The organism is Lysinibacillus sp. F12 (genome assembly GCF_057773605.1).
In genome coordinates this window covers 89,696-112,199 of record NZ_JBYMLP010000001.1, presented here as the reverse complement: position 1 = coordinate 112,199, position 22,504 = coordinate 89,696, and the positions used below count along the sequence as shown (strand labels likewise).

Sequence of the window (22,504 nt, the reverse complement as noted above, 5' to 3'; positions counted from 1 at the left end):
GTCAGCTATGTATATATAGCTAAAAGAGCACCAACATTGACTTATTCCTGCCTTTTAGTGTGTTTCCAAGCTTTCGTGTGGGAACGTTTATTGAATTTATAATCTATAAAGTATTTATTAATCAAGAATAGTCATTGCAGTAATACATCAGAAAATGAATACAAAACATTAGTTATCCACGATAATGATGAAAACACCAAATAACAAGAAACATACTCACTATCCCCCAAGCAGTGGAACTCCATAGCCACCAAATTACGGATTTAGCTTTGAATGAATTTTCCTCGTTTATAAAAGCAACCTTACTTTCCATCCCTTTTTTCATGGAAGTGAGAACAATAAATCCAATTATTATGAAGCCAATAGTTATCCAAAGTAATAGGTCCATTTTTACACGCCCTTTATAATTGAAAGTCACTCCAATTTATTATAGTAATTAGATTCTACAAGGAAAACAATAAACCTTGTGATCATTCAAGTGCAATTTAGTATTTAAAATACCCTGTGAAAATAATAGATAAACACATGCTGAAACTTAAAGTTCCAAAAGCTATGTTTGGAATCTTTTCTTTCAATCTGACCTGATTGTAGATGAATAGATTTTGCACATCAACAAAGGATTTTTAATCAAACTTTATTGATCAATTTGCTTGTCTCATTTGCATCATTTCATAGTTTCTTTATTGATTATTTGATATTTGTCTCCATTATAGTAAAACAGCCCCTTCAAAATGAAAGGGGCTGTTCGTGGGGGCTGAAATTACCCTCAAGTCCAAGGGATTTATCGAATTTTGACTTGTCTTTTATCAGTTTCCTTCGAAAAAGGAATCCGTACAATACCAACGATCAATAAAATATTACCTGTCCATCTTAGCCAGACATAATAGGGATGATCCTTTAACAGAAACAGTGAGGTTAGTATAATAATCATCCCAATCCCAATGAGCAATTTTATATAAATGGGTATTTTCGACATTTCCTTCCTCCTTTTAAAATAATGTACTTATCATCAATCTATAATGTTGCTAAGTACTTAAAAGACTAGAAGTGGGTAACGATAATTGCTATTGATCCAAAGATAAGGATGCCCATATTTAGCATACTAATCATTGAATAGTTTCAATATATTATAAAATTTATGTTTACTAAACCTTCCTAATAACTTATGTAAGTCATGTAAAACATATGAAGGGTCACTTTGGTTAGAAGTGACCCTAAGTAACAAATCAGGAGGTTGTTAAACTAGTTTAGCTTAACTATTACTATATATATGATGAGTTCACTTCGTATATCTAGTTGATGGCCTCTTCAGTAGAAATTAAAACTATATTGAAGAAAAATTATTTTTTTAGCAAAAAAATAGTTATCGGAGGACTCGTATTTTCAGTAAAAATCTATAATACCCATACAAACATAAATAAGGGAGCAAATAGGAGAAAAAGGTAAAATAAATATTCCATCCGTTTTGGTAGATGACCCTTTCAAAGAAAACAAATATCCCTTCTAAAAAAGTGGTGAGCAAAGTCATTAAAAATAGAACCAAAAAAGGTTTGTTCGTTTTTTTTATGAAATAGATACAGTAGCAGGATAAGACAGGGTATATGCCAACATCAAAAGGGAGTGAAGCGAAACTTTTTTGTTCGGGAAAAGGTAGCACCTCCCAAAAATCGAAATAAAAGCCGAGAGCATTCATGAGATAAGCAACGACACTAAAAAATGGAGCCACTAAAAAAAGCAATATTTTTTCTTTTTTGTATAGATGCATGAGACAAATCATCCAAGGAATGAGAAAAACTAAAAATAAATGTAAAATCATCTTTTACCCTTTCATTACTAACTAATCTAATCTTTATTAGTATTACTGCAGAACCGTAGAAACATACAGATGTTGGTGATGTGGAATATAACAATACGTCAAAAATATTTTAATTGATGTGGACAATAATGAGGACGGGAGTTGAATAAAGTGAGTGGAATTGATAAACGTAATCGATTAAGCGAGGAGCCATTTACGTATGAAATTACGAAAAAAGGGACTGTCGCTATTTATTACGAGGGGAAACAAATTAAAGTGGTTAAGGAAAACGAGGCAGAGCGTCTTTTAGCAAAAATCCATGAAGCGGAACAACAGACAATAGAAGTTCAATTATTATTAGCGAAAATGACGGGCAATTTTAAAAGAGGGAATGAAAAATTAGGGAAACAAAAAAGAAAGGTTTAGCTATGGAGAATCAAAATTTATGTGATGAATGATTTTTCGGTATAATATTTATGCAATTTATACATCCAATTATTGTATTTCATTTTCCTTTTTAAGGCATTGAGCTAGGTGCGGATCGTGATTTTTTATACCTCATCATCCACTTATAAAAATACAAATGATTGTTATGTCCAATTATAGGGGACTTCTAATGGCGTGCTTTCTTTTGAATTTGAATATTTTGTTAATCATTCGCTCATTTTACCATTTCTGTGGAAATACGTGTTATTCTATATTGGAATAATAAATAGGGAGGCGTTAATATGTATTACAGCAATGGTAACTATGAAGCTTTCGCACGTCCTAAAAAACCTGAGGGGGTAGATGAAAAATCTGCTTATCTAATTGGTTCGGGTCTAGCCTCGCTGTCAGCAGCATGTTTTTTAATTCGGGATGGCCAAATGAAAGGTGAGAACATTCATATTCTTGAAGAGTTAGATATTTCAGGAGGTAGTCTGGATGGCATACTTAATCCGACGAGAGGGTTTATTATTCGCGGTGGTCGAGAAATGGAGGACCATTTTGAATGCTTATGGGATTTATTCCGTTCCATTCCTTCATTAGAGGTAGACAATGCTTCTGTTTTAGATGAATTTTATTGGTTAAACAAAGAAGACCCCAATTATTCAAAATGCCGATTAATAAAAAATAGAGGTCAAAGACTTGAAGATGATGGCAAGTTTACCTTATCGGATCAGTCATCTGAGGAAATGATTAAATTATTCTTTACGCCTGAGGAAAAGCTAGAGGATAAAAAAATCACAGATGTTTTCTCTGAAGAATTTTTTGAATCGAACTTTTGGCTATATTGGTCTACGATGTTTGCATTTGAAAAATGGCATTCAGCTATGGAAATGCGCCGTTATATTATGCGTTTCATTCACCACATTGGTGGACTACCAGACCTATCAGCATTGAAATTTACGAAATATAACCAATATGAATCATTAGTATTACCGATGATAAAATATTTAGAAAGCCATGATGTTGATTTTCAATATAATACGGTAGTAGAGAATGTTTTGGTCGATAAAGTGGGCGACAAAAAAGTAGCTCATACGTTAGTTTTAAGAAAAAATGGCGTGAAAAAGAATATTGAGCTAACAGAAAATGAATTGGTGTTTGTGACAAATGGTAGTATCACGGAGAGTACAACATACGGAGATAACTATACACCAGCCCCTATCAATAAAGATTTAGGTGGAAGCTGGTCACTGTGGAAAAACATGGCTGCCCAAGATACAGACTTTGGACGACCAGAAAAGTTCTGTGATCATCTTCCAGAAGAAAGCTGGTTTGTTTCCGCCACTCTAACGACATTAGATGATCGTGTGGCTCCCTATATTGAGAAAATTAGTAAAAGGGACCCTTATGCAGGTAAAGTAGTGACTGGAGGCATTGTCACAGCTACAGATTCTAATTGGATGCTAAGCTATACGTTAAACCGACAACCTCACTTTAAACAACAACCAAAAGACCAATTAGTCGTTTGGATTTATGGTTTACTATCAAATAAACCAGGTGATTTTATTAAAAAAAGTATTACGGAATGTACTGGTATTGAGATAGCACAAGAGTGGTTATACCATATGGGTGTACCGGTTGATGAAATTCCTGACATCGCCCAAAATTCTTGTAATACTATTCCGTGCTATATGCCTTATATCACCTCTTATTTCATGCCAAGAGCCATGGGGGATCGTCCACTAGTTGTACCAGAAGGCTCTGCTAATTTAGCCTTCATTGGTAACTTTAGTGAAACAGCAAGAGATACGGTTTTTACAACTGAATATTCAGTAAGAACTGCGATGGAGGCAGTCTATCAACTATTAAATATTGATCGTGGAGTTCCAGAAGTATTTGCATCTTCTTTTGATGTTCGCACTTTATTAGCTTCAACTGCTCGCTTATTAGATGGCAAACAATTAACAGATATTGATGCCCAATTTATCTTAAAACAAATTGGTAAATTAGGTATTCACAAAACAAAAGATACGATTATTTATGACTTATTGAAAGAAAGTAAATTAATATAGACATGGGTAATTAGCGGAATCAGCTTACTCAATAGACAAAGCCCTTAAAGGGACTTTGTCTATTTTTATGACGAACATAAATCTTCATCCTAGAAAGAATGAACGGAATGTAATGAAACTATTAAATTTAGTCTATCGTAGCGAGCGGATACCGAATCAATCGAATTACGTTTCTCAGCAGATTTTATTAACGAAGAAATAATCAATGGGTAATAGGTTCTTTGAGCGAAAATATGTATGAGCCGCTGCCATAAAACGAAATAAACATCAAAATGTCGCCCCTATATAGGCGACTTTTTGATGCTATTCATTTGAAGATTGGAGCGCAAACATTTTTATAAAATTGCTCTATAGCGAGGGAGAAACTATACTATAATTCAAAGCGCATCGTATGGTTTATATCCTTAAACCCAAGTTTTTCATATAAGGCTATAGCTCCTTTATTTCCAGACAGAACGTTCAACTCCAAGTAATTTAATTTGCGAGTATCAGCCCATTTCTTCGCTTCTAACAGTAAGGCAGACCCGATTCCTTTACTTTGGTATCGCTTTCCAACAATGACATCAATAATAAAGGCGTAAGTGTATTCGACCATGCATGTATAGCGAGGAGTCGTCATCTCCTTTATTAATAAAAATCCTAGGATTTCATGATCTTTTTCAGCGATTAAAATATCCGAATCATCCTCGATAATGGTATATCGAATAAAATTAACATCTTGTTTAGCAGGTCTGATATATTTAGGTTGTAGAATAGACATTTCTAAAAAGAGCTCTTGGTATAACACCTCGATCTGTGGAATGGCATCAAGTGTGGCAATTTTTATTTCCATCGTCATATACCTCCATTTATGTTTTACTAATATGGAATATTTTACATGATTGGATGAATAATAGAAAGGGGAGAGAGCATGAGATTATGGCATGTGGATGTAATAGGCTTCCTACCAAAAGGGCAGCTACTTTCACAATGGCGAGAATTAAACAGTATATTTGCCAAGGAAGATAAGCATATACTCATTAATTATATTTATGAATATCCTAAAGACGACTTGTTTATTTATACGGAAATGGTCATTGCTGAAATGAAGAAGCGTGGCTATCAAATTAGAGCCTATGAAAAAATGAATAAATACTTTGAGGATTTAGGGCCTGTCGAGGCAAAAACACCTTTTAAGCAACATCATAATAGGGAATATCTTGAAATTTGTTATTATAATTTAAAAGAGAAATTTATTCGCGGTCAGAAAGATTATGATGAGGACATGTATCAACAATTATGTATGTTTGTAAATAGCAATCATTGATAGGGAAGGTGGGGTTGGCCATGCTACAGGCTATTATTTTTGATGTAGATGGGACGATGTTGGATACAGAAAAAGCGATTTTACAGTCGCTGCAAAGGACATTGCGTGAGGAAACGCAAAAAGAATATGCTTGTGAGGAATTACGATTTGCCCTAGGTATTCCAGGGAAGGACACATTACAGCGTTTAAACGTTGAGGATATAGAGGCGGTTCATCAAAAGTGGTCTGCAGCTGTTCTTGATTTTTCTCATGAGGTTTCCGTCTTCCCTAATCTGGAAGCGGTCATCCAATCCTTAGCAAGTAAACCATTAGAGCTCGGCATTGTTACATCGAAAACTAGACAAGAAGTAATAGATGAATTTGATCCGTTTGGGTTAAGTGAATATTTCACCCAAATTATTAGTGCCAGTGATACGGAGCAACATAAACCCCACCCAGAGCCTCTTTTAAAATGTCTGGAATTATTGCAGATAGCCCCTGAAAATGCTATCTATATAGGGGATTCCATATATGATCTACAATGCGCAAAAGAAGCAGGAGCGAAATTTGCCCTTGCCCTGTGGGGTGCCAAAACGACTGAGGGGTATGAAGAGGCGGATTATGTGTTACAGGAACCGTCGGATATCCTGACCCTTATATAGAAAGAAGGTGTATCCATTATGTGATACACCTTCGACTATTAATCCCAAATTTTCGGTATCGTCACTTTCGCTGTTCGCAAATAATCCAGTAATTGCCCCGTATGAACGGACTCATGATAGGCAATCCTCAGCAACATATCGCCTAAATTTCTTATGTATCCTACATCTGAGCGGTCAATTTGAATACTTGTTAAATCCTCATCTGTGAATGATTGAACTGTTTCGATAAATTCAAGTCTATAGGGCGCTGTCGTTAATAATTCTGCTTCAACAGTGGAGTATGCTTGGTTTTCAAAGGGTGAGTCATAATCAGTTAGACTACCTTTATTTTTAATTGCTAGATGGTAATAATGCTCACTTTCAAGAACATGTCTTACCATTTCGATGCAAGACATAGCCTCATTGTCGGGCTTCCAAAGTAATTTTTCTTGGGGGATCGACGTCCAAAGTTTTATACTACGTCTACGTACTTCTTCAAAATTTAATACTAGTACATCAATTGAATTCATATTCTTCCTCCATTCGCTAGTATAATAAAATTATACACGAATGTACGTTCTTCTGGGGAGCTATTTCTATCAGCTTAGCGTATGATTCTTTAATTGTTTATATAAAAAATCATAAATTTGGCTTGTGCTTTTTTCTTCACTATTTGTATAACACGTCTATTATGTTAAAGATACTTTCTGACGTGGTGATTCGCAAAAAATAATTCTTGGTACCGATCATCTTGGTACATTTCCTCAAACCAATCATTCTGTAGTAGTCTTTCCAAATTGCGATCGAATTTTCTTGTATGTAAAGTCGTAGAACCATTCAATGCATTGGCTAAAATTGCTAACAAATTGGGTGTTCAGGAGATACAATCCTTTTTGACACTTGCTGCTGTACGAGAGAAGTGCAACGGTATCTCCCAATTTTGGTTGGGTTCTTTATCGCAGTACATTCTTCGTCAGTTTCGATTATATGCGAAACTGGATGGGGTGACGATTTTTACTTTACTGTTGAAAAAGGTTACCAACGTGCAGTTGTGAAAATTAACTTAGATGCACGATTTATTGAAGATAGGTTAACTTACCGTGAAATATTAGAAATTAAAGACAAAAACTTTATATCAGCATATAAAGAATTTTTTTATAAATGAAATTTTATTAGTCGTGTAGGGTAGTTATCAATAACTTATAAAAAGTAAAAGAGGCATGCAAAAATCATTTATCAAGTGAATTTTAGAATTTTTACTTCGCGAAGTTAAATATGCCTTCCTAAATCAAAAAATGTTGGACCGATTGTATCCTGGTCTACCATTTTTTTCTTTTTGTCCCAACATCTTTAAGGATTGAGAGTAGCAACAGATAATTCTTTTTAAGATTAAATGTAAAAAATTTCATTTTATAGAAGGGATATTCCAATTTAGTGTTGAATTAATAAAGTGTGTAATAAAATACCAAAAATAGGAGGTTTTATTATGTCGAAGGCGAAAAAAATAATTTTGCCAGTATTAATGATCTTTACTATTTTTTGTTTAGGTTTTTCTCCAGCTCAAGATATGTCTGTGCAAGCTAAGGATTCTCCGAGTGTTGTTGTAGTTTCTGGCAAACTTGCTAAGGAACTGGTAAATTCGACGCTCCGAGCAGTCAAGGAGGGTGAAGTTGAGAATGTAGCTCCTGTGTCTGCTTTTGATTTGGAAGGTTCGAGTGTGTACACTGTTGGGGGTGGAGTTACGGTTGTTACAGTTCCTTTGCATGGGGATTATAGCCTTCCTAGTAATATAACAGTATTCTTCGATGAGGATAATACTGTATTACAAACAAATGAAATGTTGGTTACCAAGAATGATTTAGGAAACTTCCGAGTTGAGACGTATTTGGATGGATCACTTAGTAATTCTGTGGATACTGAGCTTGCATATATTACAGATGAAGAGATGCTTGCAGAGGAGCCAGTTATGGAAGCGATGGGTGTAGGAGCAGTGGCGAGTTGTCTTGGTGCAGTACTTGGTATTGGTGCTACGGCGGCATATATTATTGCAGTTGCGTGTGGTGGTTCGTGTGCAACACCGACACCAGTGACTGCTGCGATATGTGCTGCATGTATTGGTGCATATGCAGTTATTGGTGCCGGTGGTATTGCCGGAGCGGTAGCTTGTTTCAATTACCTGTGAGGTGAATAGATGCATAAGGTTTTGGCAATCTCGATTTTGGGAATGGGTATAACTGGGGCCGTTTTAATCATCTCGGTCGCATTGTTATTCAAATCTCCAATTGGAAATGTGGTACTGATGGTTACAGCTGCTTCAACAATAGCATTCATTATATTCGCTGTTGCAGCTTTAGTATTTCGTCGGCGATTAGATGCAAATAGAGAGTAATATATTTATTAAATTAATAACGAGAATAAAAGGGGTTGGGAAAAAACAATCTCTACTTAAAAAGCCTGTGAATTTTTACGAAGAGTAAAAATTCACAGGCTTTAAATTTATATCTGAAGAGATTTAGTTTTATATATCGAAGAAGGAAATAAAGAACAAAAGCAATGAAAATCAATAATAAATTAAACACTAATCACAAGATAATATTAGGAGTGCATGTATTCGTTCAAAAACAAAAAACCTACTATATTTACAACTGATTATGTTCATTTTTTTTAGTTATGGCAGACAATATTATTATGCTTACTTTCAATGTTAATAATGATTAACCAAATGAATGAAGTAGACCGTTCTTATCTCTCGTATTCAATGACCGAAAAATGGGAAGGGCACACCCCTCGGAAGTGCCCCACAGTAACAAATCAGGAGATGCCTTGTTAAACGACTTTCGCTTAACATTACTATTTATATGATTGGATAACTTGGTTTTGTAGACCCTTGTACCGACCCTTAAAAAAATCTATTTATAATTATAGGCTATATGAAGAGATAAACCAGGTACCCATTATTTATGAGTACCTGGTTTATTGTATGAATGAGGATGAAATTGTCTATGTAAAAAATGGATGCCTATAAAAATGCTGCTGACACCGATGATTCTTAATAATACGTTTTGGAGAAATTGCCTATCGCCTACTGTGATAACGATAAACATAAGGCCCATTGTTAATAATGCAGAGCCAAAGATCCCTTTTATTACTCTCATAAAGATGTTCGGTTGATAATGTTGCAGAAATAATCGCTCCTTTCTGAAAAGTAAAAGGATCACTAGGCTGGTTTAAGTGACCCTTTCATTATATTGAAGGGATATTTCTAGGTGCTAAAGGGATGTATTAGTATCCACCACTCATAAAACTAGCGCCAACGATAATTAAAAGAATGAAAAGAACAACGATTAATACAAATGATGAACCGTTATAGCTGCCGCCATTGTCGCCGCCATAATAACAACCGCCACTGTTCATATTACCTACATTTCCGCCGTATCCGTATCCCATTGAAGATCCCTCCTTTCTACAACCTATAATATGTAGGAGGGGAGGATAGAGAAATGTTATTTACCCTATACTAGCTTATTTATTTTCAAGAATAGCATAAATAGAGGGAAATAAAAGAGGCTATTCTTTCAGCAAGTATGGTCGTCTCCCCCTAAAGGTACGTTCCTTCCGATAAAGAATCTGTCTATTGGGTTCTTTTTTTATAAAGAAACCGTCTAAATGTGTCTTAGTGTTCAAAATTCGAAAGAAAATATTCCTAAATATAACATTTTATGTTGATATTTTTACATAATATGTTATTTTTATAGAGGTAATATAGTACTAAAAATTAAATATATTACCAAAAAACCTGAATAGGACTATAGGAGGATATAACATGAAGAAAAAATTTACATTCAATCAGTTATTAATTGGGGTTAGTACAATGGCCATTTCGTTAGGTGGGTTACAGGCTGAAGCATCCGCAGCAGAAAAAACACCGTATAATGTATTACAAATGAAACCTATTGGCATAGAAATGCCGAAAGATGAAATGGTGCATTCCACTATGGCAGAGGAAACATTATCCTATGAAGAACGTTTGGAAATTGGAGATTTTTCACAACGCCCTGCTCCAACTTTAGAGCGCATGGATACACAGCAATTGCAAGAGCAGTACTCGATGGCAGAGCTAAATAAAATGAGCGATCGGGAGCTTATTCATACGCTTGGAAATATACGTTGGTTCCAAATTACAGACTTATTTCAATTCAATGATGACACAAAAGCCTTTTATCAAAATGAAGAGCGCATGCAAGTAATTATCAATGAGTTAGGGAATAGAGGAAGCTCTTTTACAAAAGATGATTCAAAGGGGATTGAAACATTTGTTGAGGTACTCCGTTCTGCTTTTTATGTAGCGTTTTATAATAATGAACTAGGTTATTTAAATGAGAGAAGTTTCCATGATAAGTGTTTACCAGCATTAAAAGCAATAGCCAATAATCCGAACTTTAAACTTGGTACAGATGAGCAGGATAAAGTAGTATCTTCTTATGGAAAATTAATAAGTAATGCTTCTAGTGATGTGGAAACCGTTCAATATGCTACGAAAATTTTAAAACAATATAACGACAATCTTTCTACATATGAAGCCGAAAATTCAAAAGGACAAGCTATTTACGATTTAATACAGGGTATTGATTATGATTTACAGTCGTACTTATATGATACTCGTAAAGAGGCTAATACAACGATGTGGTATGGAAAGATTGATGGCTTTATTGAGGAAGTTAATAACATTGCGCTTATACATAATGTGACGGATAACAATAGTTGGTTAATCAATAATGGCATTTATTATGCAGGGCGTTTAGGGCAGTTCCATAGTAAACCGGATAAAGGTTTAGAAGTTGTGACACAGGCGATGCATATGTATCCCTATTTAAGTGAAGCTTATTTTGTGGCAGTAGAGCAAATTACGACCAATTATGGTGGACGTGACTTACATGGTAATACGGTGGATTTACAAAAAGTACGTGAAGAAGGAAAAAAACAGTATCTACCGAAAACATATACATTTGATGATGGATCGATTGTATTCAAAACGGGAGATCAAGTAACGGAAGATAAAATTCAAAGATTATACTGGGCTGCAAAAGAGGTAAAAGCACAGTATCATCGTGTAATCGGGAATGATAAAGCACTGGAGCCTGGTAATGCTGACGATGTCTTAACAGTTGTCATTTATAACTCTCCCGATCAATATCGATTAAACCGTCAATTGTACGGATATGAAACAAACAATGGTGGTATTTATATTGAAGAGACTGGAACGTTCTTTACATATGAACGTACACCTGAGCAAAGCATTTATAGTTTGGAAGAGCTGTTCCGACATGAATATACGCACTTTTTACAAGGCAGATTTGAGGTGCCTGGTCTATTCGGGACAGGTGATATGTACCAAAATGAGCGATTAACATGGTTCCAGGAAGGAAATGCAGAGTTTTTTGCTGGGTCAACACGTACAAATGATGTTGTGCCACGTAAGAGCATAATTAGTGGGCTGTCACATGATCCGTCACAACGCTATACAGCTGAACAAACAATGTTTGCAAAATATGGTTCCTGGGAATTCTATAACTATTCATTTGCATTACAGTCTTATATGTATACTCATCAATTTGATATGTTTGATAGAATTCAAGATTTAATTCGCGCGAACGATGTGAAAAATTATGATGACTATCGTGAGTCGTTAAGTAAAGATTCACAGCTTAATATGGAATTCCAAGCGTATATGCAGCAATTGATCGATAACCAAGAAAAATATGAGGTGCCACAAGTAGCAGAGGATTATTTAATGCAGCATGAACCAAAAGCATTAAACGAGGTTCAGCAAGAAATTGTCGATATGGCACAATTGCAGGATGCAAAAATGACCAAGCATCAGTCTCAATTTTTTAATACATTTACACTCGAAGGGACATACGTAGGTAGTGCCACACAGGGTGAGTCTCAGGATTGGAAAACGATGAGTAAGCAAGTAAACCAAGTGCTGGACCAATTGTCTAAAAAAGAGTGGAGCGGCTATAAAACAATGACAGCGTATTTTGTCAATTATCGTGTAAATGCGGCTAACCAGTTTGAGTATGATGTGGTTTTCCACGGCGTTTCTACAGATGAAGGCGAAACGCAAGCACCAATTGTAAATATAAATGGTCCATATACAGGCATGACCCATGAAAATATTCAGTTTAAAAGTGATGGGACAAAAGATAAGGATGGAGAAATAGTTTCTTATCTTTGGAATTTTGGGGATGGCACAACAAGTGAAGTGGCAAACCCTACTCATGTATACGAAAAAGAAGGAACTTACAATGTGACATTAACAGTGAAAAATAATAAGGGACTAGCAAGTAAGGGGCAAACAATTGCAACTGTTCGAAAGGGAGGACAGACAGAGCAAGAACAAGCAACAATCATTCCATTTAATAAACCACTAAAAGGTAGTTTGATTGATAATGATACAAATGTCTATCAATTTGACATTACGTCTCCAGAAGAACTAGATATTTCTGTTGTAAATGAAAATCAAATTGGTATGACATGGGTGCTCTATCATGAATCTGATATGCAAAACTATGTAGCATATGGACAGGAAGATGGAGATACAATCAAAGGTAAGTTTAATGCGGAGCCAGGAAAGTATTATTTATATGTTTATAAATTTGATAATAAGAATGGGACATATACCGTTCAAGTACAAAATGATACAAAAGCTGAGATAGAACCAAACAATCGTCCAGAAGAAGCCACTATACTTCCATTTAATACACCATTAAAAGGTCGATTAATGGATGATGATCATACGGATGTTTACGAATTCAATGTTACATCTCCAAAAGAACTAGATATATCTGTTTTAAATGAAAACCGAATTGGTATGACATGGGTGCTTTATCATGAATCAGATAGTCAAAATTATGCATCTTTTGGACAGGAAGAGGGAAACATGATAAACGGTAAATTACATGCAGAGCCAGGAAAGTACTATTTATATGTTTATAAATTTGAGAATGAGAACGGAACATATACAGTACAAGTGCAGTAATGAAGGGAAGGAAATGCAAATAGTAGTATAGAAAATATGCCCGTTCAGCGGTAGACAATAGCCATCGAGAGGATTCACTCTTGATGGCTATTGTCAATATGATAGGTAAAGTAGATGTGAAAGCAGTTCGACTCGCTGTAGTGGCAATCATCGGCCTTACGTTTACGAGCTCTAAATGTTAAAAGATTGTCGGTATCATCCCTCCATCCATACGAATTGGAGAGCCTTTGAATGCGGAAGCATAGGGACTACAAATAAATGTAGTAATTCTCCCGATTTCAATTGGTTTGATAAATCTCTGTATTTCCGATTGAGGGAGATTAGTCTTCATAAATTTTTTTTCTTTCTCTGGAAAGCTCATCTCTAAATTAGCATTCTCTTAAGAGCATCACGATAATCACGAGCATGGTAGGCCGTTAAAACAGTAGGCGGGAAATGATTGCTATCAAAGCTAGTTGCCAGTTTAATGATTCCTTCGGCCATGTTGTCAATAAGATCAGCAAAAGCCTACCAAATTCCGTAATATTGTGCTAAAGAAACAGTTGGTTCAGTCATCAATGCGATAGGTAGTTGTGCTTTTTGAATAACATCGTGAGGGGCTACCCCTAATTGACGGAGCCCCTCCCAAAATCCTAACGGCATTTTCATATGAGTGGACGTACGTAACATCAACGTATCAGGCTCCTTTATTCATTTTATTGTGTAGATGATGTTACGTTTAAACGGAACAGTATATATAGTATCTTTTTCATCGCGCCATGTAACTAGCAAACACTGACTACCAACTTGCTCATTGCGCCAAATTTTTAGAATTAAAACGTGTGCATTACTTTGCAAAATAACGGTACTTTATAAATGAATCAGAAAGGATTGGGCTATATCATACATTCTTTTTTATAAACATCCTTTTGGTTATTTTCTTATAGTGTTTAAGTAAAATCAAAATTTTACTAGATACAGCTTCGTTATATTGGTATAAAGTAGTAAATATAGGAAATTGATATAGATATTATTAAGGTATTGAAAGGTTGTAGCTTTAAATGAAGAAAAATTATTTATTATTATTATTTTTAGTTGTATTAATGTATGGATGTTCTAATGGAGTAAAGGAGACACCTACTGTCACAGCTAAGGATGCTGAAAAAATAGTAACAAATGATCAAGAGAAGCAAGTGGTCAATCGTCAATTATATGAAAAACTATCTGAAGCAGTGGAAACTTTAGGTTTTACATATGACATGCATACTTTTGCAGACAATGAGCATGATCGAGGAGTTTTATATGCGGAATTAGTCGATTTTGATAATGATGGTGTTAACGAGGTTTATACATTCATGAAAGGAGCTGACTACCCACTATCCGCTTATCCTCATCGTAATAAAGATAATTATATACAAGAAATTTGGACAGGACATGCAAATGGAGAAAATGCGTTGCTATCTTTTTCAAGTGAAATTGATAAATTGGTATGTTCGGCTTGTGACATGAATGTTTCTTTAGTAAAGGGGAAGGATGGGCGTACTTTCCTTAAAATGTTTTCCCATCAAATGAGTCAAGGTATTGCAAATAACAAAATATGGGTATACGCAAAGGATTCCAAAAAATCAGAGATGGAATTAGTTGTGTCCGGTAATTTCGGTCATAATAATGAGGGTGATCTCTTTTATACATTAAATGATGAGGAAACAGATCGAATTACGTTCGAAGAAGAATTAGCACGATATGATGGAGAGGAGCGTCCCATACTGATTAGCAATTTTGCTGAGAAAAATTACGGTTTTGATTCTTCTAGTCCAGCCACTATTGTTGGAAAAACCCTTGCAACTCTTTCACCGAGTGTAAATACTATTGTAGGCAAAGAAAAATTACTTGAGAAGGATAAAAAGAAAGAGATTGTTAAAGCATTAGATGAATTTAGTAGTATGAGGAGCATTAATCATCATGACCCGAAAATTGTCATGTCTTTAGTGTTAGACGTTGTCCAGAAGTACAATATTGATCATGAGTATTCGGACAATGGCGAAATGGTTTATGATGGAGCTATCGTTCAAGCGAAATATAAAGAAGCATTCGGTGTTGAACTTGCTATAGATAGTATGAACTTTCCATCGAGAGATAGCCAAGACATTGTAACTTATGAGTTGGGTAAGTTTTATATCTATCCAACTGGCTTTTATTTCGATTCCATTCATCGTAATTATCAAGATGTCTATCAAGTATCTAAAGATGTCTATTATGTAACATTTCTTGACTCTGAATTTAATGACTTAGAATATTCCTTAACAAAAGATGTAATGGTCACTTCTGAGGATATGTTTAAGAAGGACATTGCAAGTTGGCCAATGGATGCTCGGGTATGGCTAAAGCCAGATATACAAAGATATGCGGTAGTTAAATATGTGGATGGAGAACCAAAAATTCAATATATGGGAGCACAAAATTTAACCGATAACCAATTACAAACGTTTTAAATAGTACGGTTCTTCTTATCATTCCGACAAGTGAAATATGATACTATAAACTAATAGCATGTATGCTGGAGGGATGATAGTGAAAGCAGAAAAACGTTTACGGTTTTGCGAAAAAGGACATAGTTTTTACAAAAGCACGGACTGTCCCAGCTGCCCGACCTGTGATAAAGAAAATAAGCCTACGAGTGGCTTCCTTTCAAAGCTGAGTGCTCCTGCAAGAAATGCCTTAGTTCACGAGGGGATTGATCCCTTACATGCACTATCCAAATACACCGAAAAAGACCTATTAAAAATTCATGGAATTGGACCAGCGTCTGTACCTATGTTGAGAGCTTCATTGAAAGAAGAGGGATTATCATTTACGAGTGAGGGAGAAAACTAAAATGACAAATAAAGAATTATCCGTTGAACAACGCGAGGAACTATTGCAAACATTGCAAGCTCGATTTGAAAAAAATATGAATCGTCACGAAGACCTTGAGTGGACAAATGTCCAGGCTAAACTGGAGGCTAATTTGGACAAACTGTGGTCGCTCCATGAAATGGAAGCAACTGGGGGAGAACCGGATGTTGTGCACTATCATCCAGAGACAGATGAATATATCTTTTATGATTGTTCGGCAGAAAGTCCAAAAGGTCGCAGAAGTGTATGTTATGACCGAGAAGCATGGGAAGCAAGAAAAAATCATAAACCAGAAACGACCGCCATGGATATGGCTACAGAAATGGGAATAGAGCTTTTAACGGAAGAGCAATATCGGGAGTTACAGCAACTAGGTAAATTTGATCTAAAAACATCTAGCTGGATTCAAACCCCTGAAAAAATCCGTAAGCTGGGCGGTGCCATCTTCTGTGATCGTCGCTACGACACCATCTTCGTATATCATAATGGGGCAGATTCTTACTATGCTGCTAGAGGTTTTCGAGGATCACTAAAGGTTTAAGTAAAAATGATAATGAAAAAACAATGATCTCTAGGTAATCAAATTACTTGATTGCCTGAGATTTTTTTATAAGTACATGCAAACATGTAACGAGCAAAAAAAATTGATAATGGATTTTTTTACTTAGTACTAGACAAATATGGTTTTTTATTATACAATGATATTAATAAAATCGGTCGTAGTCGTAAAGAAACAATGAATTCACATATTACAAAGAGTAATCGTGTTTTTTGGATACTTTTTGCAATATGTGAATTTTTTCTTTAGAGATGTAAGATTTTATTTAATACAATTAATGGAGGTCATTCAAATGACACAAGGTACAGTAAAATGGTTTAACTCAGAAAAAGGTTTTGGATTCATCGAAGTAGAAGGCGGACAAGACGTATTCGCACACTTCTCAGCTATCCAAGGTGAAGGTTTCAAATCACTTGAAGAAGGCCAAAAAGTAGAATTCACAATCGAAGATGGTCAACGTGGACCACAAGCTGCAAACATCGTAAAACTTTAATATTTGCATGCTTTCAATACCCATATCGGGTACTAATAAAAAACCAGGCGCTCATTTATAATGAGTACCTGGTTTTTTTTCTATGATTACATAAGAACACTTATAATGGCATGGGGTTTTATGACATTTATATTTCTTTTGATTACTTCCACACCATTTTTCCCATGATAAAGATAGATGGGGGGTGTTGGTTCATGGATTATGAATATACAGTGAAGTTCCACTTCAACGAAAGTCGTGAAGAGGAATATAAAATCAAAACTAATATCGGCCAAGAAACATTTACAGAAGAAATGTTTAATGGGTTCAACGAGAAACCTTGGTATACCTTTACAGAAACTGAACATTTTCAATCAATATTAATTAATACGAAAGATGTTTATAAGGTATCCATCGTACAACATACTATACAATTTGATTAATGTATGACGAAAGCCACATCTGTTTTGAACTGCCCTGTAAAAGTTAGACATCAATCTAACTTTTACGGGGGTTTTTTATCATGTCGTTGACTCTATTGACAAGGAAGAAAAAATTAAAAAGAGTCACCCAAGGAAAGTGACTCTAAAAAAGATAAGTGTATGGATGATTGTTATTCCCAGTATTGGAGGATTTATTGCTTTCACGGGACGGATTAATGGGTTGAACCCTTGTAAAAATATTAATATGAATTATACAGGAAAGCAGCTCCAACGATTATGAGAAGAATGAATAGAACAACAAGAAGTGCAAATCCTGCACCATTCCCGTAGCCTCCACCGTTACCACCATAGTATCCAGACATAATGATAAACCTCCTTTCGTAATTTTATAATATGTATGCCTAACAAGTTGATTAGCGATAAATGTCATAGGAACATCAGAAAAAAATTAAAAGTTTAATTCATGAAGGTGAAATTGAATTGGATACAAAGGGAAACGGAGGATTTTTTGAATTATGAAGTGGAAGGGTGTGGTTATATATAACGGTCATTTGTAAGCTGTATGAATAATCCAAAATCAAAAAGTAAGCGCACGAGCACCTGCTTTTGATAGGGACTACATCCAAATGGACCATCATTACATATTAGTTTTTTCCTTTTTTCTTTTCTTGCATAATATGATCTAATGATGGTATTAAATACAGAAGTGGATATGATTATATACCATGGTGCCCCCACCATCTTCCCCGTCGTAACTCGATCATAAATTCCCCAAACTAATACAGAAACCAATAAAAATACGGCAGTATATCTTTCTGATTCTGGATAAATTTTGTACTTTTTGTAGCCATGCTCACTAATGATTAACCACCTCATTTATTTTTTATAGGACTATATTCTATTTGGGGAATCTCTAAAATATAAGCTGATGAAGAATGCCAAAAGGTAGCGCATTGGATTTATTTAACCTAATATTGGAATATTAAGTAATTGTTAGTATATTATAGGGTGTGCGGAAAATAATCAATGGGGGTGATGAAACGGTGGTTAAGGCTTTATTTGCCAAACGTGTTGCAACGTTTATTCCCCGAGGCTTTATATGTGCATACTATGGCAGTTACATAATTACGGCATTCAATTATCAGTTAAATGAAATTCAAGACCACCAATGTCTGATCTTTCCGCTCATGCGTGAAATCTGAATCTGAAATTATAGTGAGGTATACATCTAGCTGACGGAGATGAGCCGTGCTTGATTTAAACTTTTTTATCTCAAAGAATGAGGGTGTTTAATAGGAATGGTACAGAAATCACCTTTGTCGTTTATGGTGGAAAGGAGTGGATAGCTTAAATGGAAGGGGCTATAAAACAAAAATAACTAGACAGGGGCAAGGTCTTATTCATGTTGAAATTGTCATCTTTGATTGGCATCACGAATTAGTTTTATGTTATCTGATTGACATAAGGAGGATTTGAATGAAAAGTTTAGCAGGGACACTATCATTATGTTTTTCATTTACATTATTCATCTATTTGTTTGGCTTAAAAATGGAGCATTCCATCAAATATAATGCAGGATTCTTTTTCCTTCCCGTTATTTTACTAGGACTTTCACTCTTTTTCTTTATTTCAGATTACAAAATAAATATAAAAAAATAAGGGAAGGGGGCAATGTATTTGCTTAGGCGATGACAATACATTATTCAGTAACGGCGTTGGAATTAATTCAATTGGATGTAGCTTCGAAGCAAACATCAAAGCCGAATAATCTTTTTTATCAAGCATCCTCTTATGATAATTTGGATGCTTATTAATATGTATCTAATTGGAGGGCTAAACAATAGTAAATGGTAAAATACGGATTTCAAAAAATCCTGGTAATTCGACGCTAGCCCTCTGTTAGCACATTAAATACCTAACATATATTATTCCTTCAAATCAGAGGCTAACATTCCATATACAATGCTATCAGTCCACTCATTTTTATTCCAAAAATCTTGTGTGAAATGGGCTTCTTTTCTCATGCCAATTCGTTCACATAATTTTTGTGAAGCGATATTCCGTGCATCCAGTTTAGCTTGTATACGATGTACATTAAAAACATCAAATAATTTACCTACTAAACTACTAACTGCTTCGGTTGCCAAACCTTTCCCAGCCACTTCATTAGAAAAGCTATATCCAATTTCAACTGTATCTTTCATATCTGTATACCATACAGACAAATCACCAATTACTTTGTTCTTATATACAACTGCCAAACTTAGCATGGACTCATTAGAGAGTAATCCATTTGCTACTTTCTTATTGAATTTTTTCTCCATATTTTCATGAGTCCATTTATTATGTAATAGGAACTTACAAGTATCTTCATTATTATAAATAGCAAATACGTCCTGTAAATCGGTATTCTTAAAAGGTCTAATTATTAATCTTTCTGTTGTGAATTCCAAGCTAGTTCGCCTCCCTTTCATTCATTCTACAAAATCAACCAAAAACATACAATGTTTAGGTGCTTAATAGAAAACCTTAATGAAAAAATATGAACCTGTGCCTTGAGATGTTTTCTGAAAGTTTGAGGTTGGGCCTGATATACTGACTAGTGGTGATTAGAAAGAATTAGATATTTTAAACAATGTAGTAAAAAGTAGCCTTAAAACTCAGGAGGTCACATCATAATATTACAATTATGTGAAGAAGATTTATTAACTTGATATTTCGAAATTAGTTTTTTTCAATTGTTTTTTCTTATGTTCACAAGAAATATTACTTTTGTAGTATGGAAAATTAGGAACATCATTAAAAGTGTTCTCAGATGACGTGAATTGACTCTTGAATTAGAAAAATTGCCATTTAGATAATGGAGGATATTTATTATGAAAAATAACTTAATTAAAAGTATTATAGGATTAATTTGGTTTACATTGGTTCTCAGTATTATTTCACCTAGTTTTGCACAGGCGAATGAATCTTAGGGTTTACAAATAAATTCTTTGAGTCAAGAAACAGTTGTAAATAATGGAATGGATAAAGAAAAAGTGATAAATGATTTTTTGTATAATGAAGAAGATTTCCAAGACACTCTTCCATATGAAGAGTCTTTCTCGATAAATTGAAATAAACTACTAGAAAACTCTAACTCAAATGGTGGAAATTGTAATTGAGGTGTTTTATGGAGGACATTAAATTAAATAATTTTATTGTAAGAATAGATAAGGATAAAACTCTTGAATTGTATAAAGAACTTCCGAAAAAACTCATTGTGGTTGCGAGGATTGTCAACTTTTCGCTAAGCAAATTCAACAGGCGAGTCCAGAAGTTTTGAAATTCTTGGAGTGGACCCTACAAAAAAGGCAGAAGTGTCTTTTGGACTTGCAAACCATATTGACGATTTACCAAGTCCGATGATTCCAAGTACTTTTTCAAAGCCAATTGTAGAATTAGCTGTAAGAATAACAATGCCACATGTGGACATATAATATAGAAAGTAATTATTCTATAAAACTATATATACCATTATAATTTTTAACTTCAAAGCCTAGGTACTCAATTTGAGTCGAGGCTTTTCTTTGTGTTTTGGTAAATTTAGTAATTCTAAGTATACTTTACATTAAATTTATACTAGGAGCGATGAAGCATGTTGAAAGCTTTGAATTGTCAAATGGTGCTGCAGTATTCAATCCCAATGACAGCACTCGTGGTTACTGAGGGAGTTACATCATCACAAATGACTCCAAACAATTTACATACATCCAAATTTTAATTGAGAAATTCGACTAGCAGACAAAGATTGAGCCGTGTTTGGTTTAAATCTTCTTATCTCTCGAAGAATGAAGATGTTTGATGAAAAGGTACGGAAACCATCTTAGTCGTTTAAGGTGGAAAGACGTGGTTAGCTAAAATAGAAGGGGCTAAAAACGGAAATAAAGAGCAGTGACATTGAATACTTTGCGTGAAAAACAAATCAAACGCAACCGTAAAATAGTATTTTTATAATTTTTTGGTAAAATTAATAAGTATGTCCTGTTAGAAAATGTATTGGGGGTGTCTATATTGAGAATAATTGGAGTTGCGCTTTTAATTATGGCTGGATTGATTTACACAATAGAGTGTGGGTTTACCATGCTATCAACTAGCATTGTTCAAGCTGGATTTTTTGCAGGTAATATGTCCGGAGAAGTTCCGGATATTAAAATGAGTTCGTTTACCGACAATTTATTTGTTCCACTTTTTTTTGTTTTAGGAATAATTACACTAGTTTATAGTTTTCTTAAAAAATAAAAAACAAAGAGATTTTTTTGTTCCTATTAAAGTTATTTCTTCCAAATAAGTTGCAGATGCAATTGTAAGTCGAGTAGTTGCTATTGCACGTAAGCTAGGCACAGGGTGAAGATTGGACAGGTAATATTGATCATCCCCATTTTGTGGTTAAGCCAATTTGGATTATGCCGAAGAGGTACAGAATTGAAGGTCAAATAATTATTCCAACTAATAGGAAATACCAAGCCAATACAACTAAAGGATGATGATAAATTGCCATTTACTTGATAAATTCGACCAAGGTACGATGACAAGTGGTGATTTTGAGGGATTAAAAATTATAATCTCCCAACGATAAAACAAATGCCTGTTACCTAAATTAGTAATGGGTATTTTTTCACAAATTATTGCTTAAAAAAGGAAAAATATAACGAAAGGTAGAATTACTATTCCAATCATAAACATAATAAGCCAGTGTATAATTTCGATGTTATCTAAAGAAATCATGTACGAAAATACACTTATAGCTGAGAGTACCAAAAATAAGAATCCGTTAATATGAGTATATCCCTCATTAACATTGCCTCCATATTCATTTTCAAATTCATCCTGGACTTCTGAATTAACAATCT

General features: G+C 34.6%; 23 protein-coding genes and 1 pseudogene. 14 read left to right on the top strand and 10 right to left on the bottom strand.

All coding sequences use genetic code 11. From position 1 onward, the window contains the following. Positions 1 to 172 precede the first annotated feature (172 nt). The 3 genes from AC3CH7_RS00615 to AC3CH7_RS00605 all read right to left on the bottom strand — a co-directional run bounded on the left by AC3CH7_RS00615 (position 173) and on the right by AC3CH7_RS00605 (position 1,765). Complete coding sequence (locus AC3CH7_RS00615) at positions 173 to 388, bottom strand: hypothetical protein (protein ID WP_031419946.1); 216 nt, start codon at positions 386 to 388, stop codon at positions 173 to 175. Between the two features lie 393 nt (positions 389 to 781). Beyond that, complete coding sequence (locus AC3CH7_RS00610) at positions 782 to 976, bottom strand: hypothetical protein (protein ID WP_031419947.1); 195 nt, start codon at positions 974 to 976, stop codon at positions 782 to 784. Between the two features lie 387 nt (positions 977 to 1,363). Next, positions 1,364 to 1,765 (bottom strand): CBO0543 family protein, encoded by a 402-nt coding sequence (locus AC3CH7_RS00605; protein ID WP_281486528.1) that lies wholly within the window; start codon positions 1,763 to 1,765, stop codon positions 1,364 to 1,366. Positions 1,766 to 1,966: 201 nt separating this feature from the next. Between AC3CH7_RS00605 and AC3CH7_RS00600 the strand changes: the two genes are divergently transcribed. Together AC3CH7_RS00600 and AC3CH7_RS00595 are read left to right on the top strand one after the other, a co-directional pair. Then, positions 1,967 to 2,221 carry a hypothetical protein gene (locus tag AC3CH7_RS00600; protein ID WP_031419952.1) on the top strand — a complete coding sequence of 85 codons (255 nt, stop codon included), beginning with the start codon at positions 1,967 to 1,969 and terminating at the stop codon, positions 2,219 to 2,221. Positions 2,222 to 2,523: 302 nt separating this feature from the next. Beyond that, entirely contained in the window at positions 2,524 to 4,296 is a 1,773-nt protein-coding gene (locus tag AC3CH7_RS00595) for an oleate hydratase (RefSeq protein WP_488381502.1), read from the top strand. Between the two features lie 370 nt (positions 4,297 to 4,666). Here the strand turns inward: AC3CH7_RS00595 and AC3CH7_RS00590 are convergent, their stop codons facing one another. Continuing rightward, complete coding sequence (locus tag AC3CH7_RS00590; protein WP_036161441.1) at positions 4,667 to 5,128, bottom strand: GNAT family N-acetyltransferase; 462 nt, start codon at positions 5,126 to 5,128, stop codon at positions 4,667 to 4,669. A gap of 78 nt (positions 5,129 to 5,206) precedes the next feature. On the opposite strand from AC3CH7_RS00590, the gene AC3CH7_RS00585 reads away from it, so the two are divergent. Both AC3CH7_RS00585 and AC3CH7_RS00580 read left to right on the top strand, forming a co-directional pair. Beyond that, on the top strand, positions 5,207 to 5,602 hold the full coding sequence (locus AC3CH7_RS00585) for a pyrimidine dimer DNA glycosylase/endonuclease V (RefSeq protein ID WP_031419957.1): 396 nt from the start codon (positions 5,207 to 5,209) through the stop codon (positions 5,600 to 5,602). Positions 5,603 to 5,622: 20 nt separating this feature from the next. Continuing rightward, positions 5,623 to 6,243 carry an HAD family hydrolase gene (locus AC3CH7_RS00580; protein ID WP_031419959.1) on the top strand — a complete coding sequence of 207 codons (621 nt, stop codon included), beginning with the start codon at positions 5,623 to 5,625 and terminating at the stop codon, positions 6,241 to 6,243. Between the two features lie 38 nt (positions 6,244 to 6,281). On the opposite strand, the gene AC3CH7_RS00575 is transcribed toward AC3CH7_RS00580, so the two are convergent. Then, entirely contained in the window at positions 6,282 to 6,752 is a 471-nt protein-coding gene (locus AC3CH7_RS00575; RefSeq protein WP_488381501.1) for a DinB family protein, read from the bottom strand. A gap of 956 nt (positions 6,753 to 7,708) precedes the next feature. Between AC3CH7_RS00575 and AC3CH7_RS00570 the strand changes: the two genes are divergently transcribed. Both AC3CH7_RS00570 and AC3CH7_RS00565 read left to right on the top strand, forming a co-directional pair. Next, positions 7,709 to 8,404: a hypothetical protein gene (locus tag AC3CH7_RS00570; RefSeq protein WP_012294169.1), complete on the top strand. Its 696-nt coding sequence runs from the start codon at positions 7,709 to 7,711 to the stop codon at positions 8,402 to 8,404. A gap of 9 nt (positions 8,405 to 8,413) precedes the next feature. After that, a complete protein-coding gene (locus AC3CH7_RS00565; protein ID WP_012294170.1) occupies positions 8,414 to 8,611 on the top strand; it encodes a hypothetical protein in 198 nt (65 codons plus the stop codon). Positions 8,612 to 9,504: 893 nt separating this feature from the next. On the opposite strand, the gene AC3CH7_RS00560 is transcribed toward AC3CH7_RS00565, so the two are convergent. Next, a complete protein-coding gene (locus AC3CH7_RS00560; protein WP_139015357.1) occupies positions 9,505 to 9,636 on the bottom strand; it encodes a YjcZ family sporulation protein in 132 nt (43 codons plus the stop codon). 409 nt (positions 9,637 to 10,045) lie between these two features. Between AC3CH7_RS00560 and AC3CH7_RS00555 the strand changes: the two genes are divergently transcribed. Then, on the top strand, positions 10,046 to 13,264 hold the full coding sequence (locus AC3CH7_RS00555) for a collagenase (RefSeq protein WP_447402860.1): 3,219 nt from the start codon (positions 10,046 to 10,048) through the stop codon (positions 13,262 to 13,264). 178 nt (positions 13,265 to 13,442) lie between these two features. Here the strand turns inward: AC3CH7_RS00555 and AC3CH7_RS00550 are convergent. Together AC3CH7_RS00550 and AC3CH7_RS00545 are read right to left on the bottom strand one after the other, a co-directional pair. Further along, positions 13,443 to 13,637: pseudogene (locus AC3CH7_RS00550) on the bottom strand (SDR family NAD(P)-dependent oxidoreductase); the annotation flags it as partial. A 134-nt stretch (positions 13,638 to 13,771) separates the two neighbouring features. Then, the gene (locus AC3CH7_RS00545) at positions 13,772 to 13,936 is read right to left on the bottom strand and encodes a hypothetical protein (protein WP_447402861.1); all 165 of its coding nucleotides are present in this window, start codon (positions 13,934 to 13,936) and stop codon (positions 13,772 to 13,774) included. Positions 13,937 to 14,304: 368 nt separating this feature from the next. Between AC3CH7_RS00545 and AC3CH7_RS00540 the strand changes: the two genes are divergently transcribed. The 5 genes from AC3CH7_RS00540 (at position 14,305) to AC3CH7_RS00520 (ending at position 17,612) form a co-directional block, all read left to right on the top strand. Then, complete coding sequence (locus tag AC3CH7_RS00540) at positions 14,305 to 15,735, top strand: DUF4238 domain-containing protein (protein WP_036166175.1); 1,431 nt, start codon at positions 14,305 to 14,307, stop codon at positions 15,733 to 15,735. A gap of 73 nt (positions 15,736 to 15,808) precedes the next feature. Further along, the gene (locus tag AC3CH7_RS00535) at positions 15,809 to 16,117 is read left to right on the top strand and encodes an RNA polymerase alpha subunit C-terminal domain-containing protein (protein ID WP_418936746.1); all 309 of its coding nucleotides are present in this window, start codon (positions 15,809 to 15,811) and stop codon (positions 16,115 to 16,117) included. 1 nt (position 16,118) lies between these two features. Further along, positions 16,119 to 16,679 (top strand): DUF4256 domain-containing protein, encoded by a 561-nt coding sequence (locus tag AC3CH7_RS00530; protein ID WP_099805201.1) that lies wholly within the window; start codon positions 16,119 to 16,121, stop codon positions 16,677 to 16,679. Positions 16,680 to 16,989: 310 nt separating this feature from the next. Then, the gene (locus tag AC3CH7_RS00525; RefSeq protein WP_008175097.1) at positions 16,990 to 17,190 is read left to right on the top strand and encodes a cold-shock protein; all 201 of its coding nucleotides are present in this window, start codon (positions 16,990 to 16,992) and stop codon (positions 17,188 to 17,190) included. A gap of 194 nt (positions 17,191 to 17,384) precedes the next feature. Further along, entirely contained in the window at positions 17,385 to 17,612 is a 228-nt protein-coding gene (locus tag AC3CH7_RS00520; protein WP_012294177.1) for a hypothetical protein, read from the top strand. A gap of 239 nt (positions 17,613 to 17,851) precedes the next feature. On the opposite strand, the gene AC3CH7_RS00515 is transcribed toward AC3CH7_RS00520, so the two are convergent. Next, a complete protein-coding gene (locus tag AC3CH7_RS00515; RefSeq protein ID WP_080695187.1) occupies positions 17,852 to 17,974 on the bottom strand; it encodes a YjcZ family sporulation protein in 123 nt (40 codons plus the stop codon). Positions 17,975 to 19,088: 1,114 nt separating this feature from the next. On the opposite strand from AC3CH7_RS00515, the gene AC3CH7_RS00510 reads away from it, so the two are divergent. Continuing rightward, positions 19,089 to 19,271 carry a hypothetical protein gene (locus AC3CH7_RS00510; RefSeq protein ID WP_036215091.1) on the top strand — a complete coding sequence of 61 codons (183 nt, stop codon included), beginning with the start codon at positions 19,089 to 19,091 and terminating at the stop codon, positions 19,269 to 19,271. A 266-nt stretch (positions 19,272 to 19,537) separates the two neighbouring features. On the opposite strand, the gene AC3CH7_RS00505 is transcribed toward AC3CH7_RS00510, so the two are convergent. Next, positions 19,538 to 20,065 carry a GNAT family N-acetyltransferase gene (locus AC3CH7_RS00505; RefSeq protein ID WP_197148914.1) on the bottom strand — a complete coding sequence of 176 codons (528 nt, stop codon included), beginning with the start codon at positions 20,063 to 20,065 and terminating at the stop codon, positions 19,538 to 19,540. A gap of 1,600 nt (positions 20,066 to 21,665) precedes the next feature. Between AC3CH7_RS00505 and AC3CH7_RS00500 the strand changes: the two genes are divergently transcribed. Further along, a complete protein-coding gene (locus tag AC3CH7_RS00500; protein ID WP_488381500.1) occupies positions 21,666 to 21,893 on the top strand; it encodes a hypothetical protein in 228 nt (75 codons plus the stop codon). Positions 21,894 to 22,504: the final 611 nt, after the last annotated feature.

Bases quoted from the DNA above. Each gene is read 5' to 3' on its own strand.
- AC3CH7_RS00615 (WP_031419946.1), bottom strand. From the start codon at position 388: ATGGACCTATTACTTTGGATAACTATTGGCTTCATAATAATTGGATTT.
- AC3CH7_RS00610 (WP_031419947.1), bottom strand. From the start codon at position 976: ATGTCGAAAATACCCATTTATATAAAATTGCTCATTGGGATTGGGATG.
- AC3CH7_RS00605 (WP_281486528.1), bottom strand. From the start codon at position 1,765: ATGCATCTATACAAAAAAGAAAAAATATTGCTTTTTTTAGTGGCTCCA.
- AC3CH7_RS00595 (WP_488381502.1), top strand. From the start codon at position 2,524: ATGTATTACAGCAATGGTAACTATGAAGCTTTCGCACGTCCTAAAAAA.
- AC3CH7_RS00590 (WP_036161441.1), bottom strand. From the start codon at position 5,128: ATGGAAATAAAAATTGCCACACTTGATGCCATTCCACAGATCGAGGTG.
- AC3CH7_RS00585 (WP_031419957.1), top strand. From the start codon at position 5,207: ATGAGATTATGGCATGTGGATGTAATAGGCTTCCTACCAAAAGGGCAG.
- AC3CH7_RS00580 (WP_031419959.1), top strand. From the start codon at position 5,623: ATGCTACAGGCTATTATTTTTGATGTAGATGGGACGATGTTGGATACA.
- AC3CH7_RS00575 (WP_488381501.1), bottom strand. From the start codon at position 6,752: ATGAATTCAATTGATGTACTAGTATTAAATTTTGAAGAAGTACGTAGA.
- AC3CH7_RS00570 (WP_012294169.1), top strand. From the start codon at position 7,709: ATGTCGAAGGCGAAAAAAATAATTTTGCCAGTATTAATGATCTTTACT.
- AC3CH7_RS00565 (WP_012294170.1), top strand. From the start codon at position 8,414: ATGCATAAGGTTTTGGCAATCTCGATTTTGGGAATGGGTATAACTGGG.
- AC3CH7_RS00560 (WP_139015357.1), bottom strand. From the start codon at position 9,636: ATGAACAGTGGCGGTTGTTATTATGGCGGCGACAATGGCGGCAGCTAT.
- AC3CH7_RS00555 (WP_447402860.1), top strand. From the start codon at position 10,046: ATGAAGAAAAAATTTACATTCAATCAGTTATTAATTGGGGTTAGTACA.
- AC3CH7_RS00540 (WP_036166175.1), top strand. From the start codon at position 14,305: ATGAAGAAAAATTATTTATTATTATTATTTTTAGTTGTATTAATGTAT.
- AC3CH7_RS00535 (WP_418936746.1), top strand. From the start codon at position 15,809: ATGATAGTGAAAGCAGAAAAACGTTTACGGTTTTGCGAAAAAGGACAT.
- AC3CH7_RS00530 (WP_099805201.1), top strand. From the start codon at position 16,119: ATGACAAATAAAGAATTATCCGTTGAACAACGCGAGGAACTATTGCAA.
- AC3CH7_RS00525 (WP_008175097.1), top strand. From the start codon at position 16,990: ATGACACAAGGTACAGTAAAATGGTTTAACTCAGAAAAAGGTTTTGGA.
- AC3CH7_RS00520 (WP_012294177.1), top strand. From the start codon at position 17,385: ATGGATTATGAATATACAGTGAAGTTCCACTTCAACGAAAGTCGTGAA.
- AC3CH7_RS00515 (WP_080695187.1), bottom strand. From the start codon at position 17,974: ATGTCTGGATACTATGGTGGTAACGGTGGAGGCTACGGGAATGGTGCA.
- AC3CH7_RS00510 (WP_036215091.1), top strand. From the start codon at position 19,089: ATGAAAAGTTTAGCAGGGACACTATCATTATGTTTTTCATTTACATTA.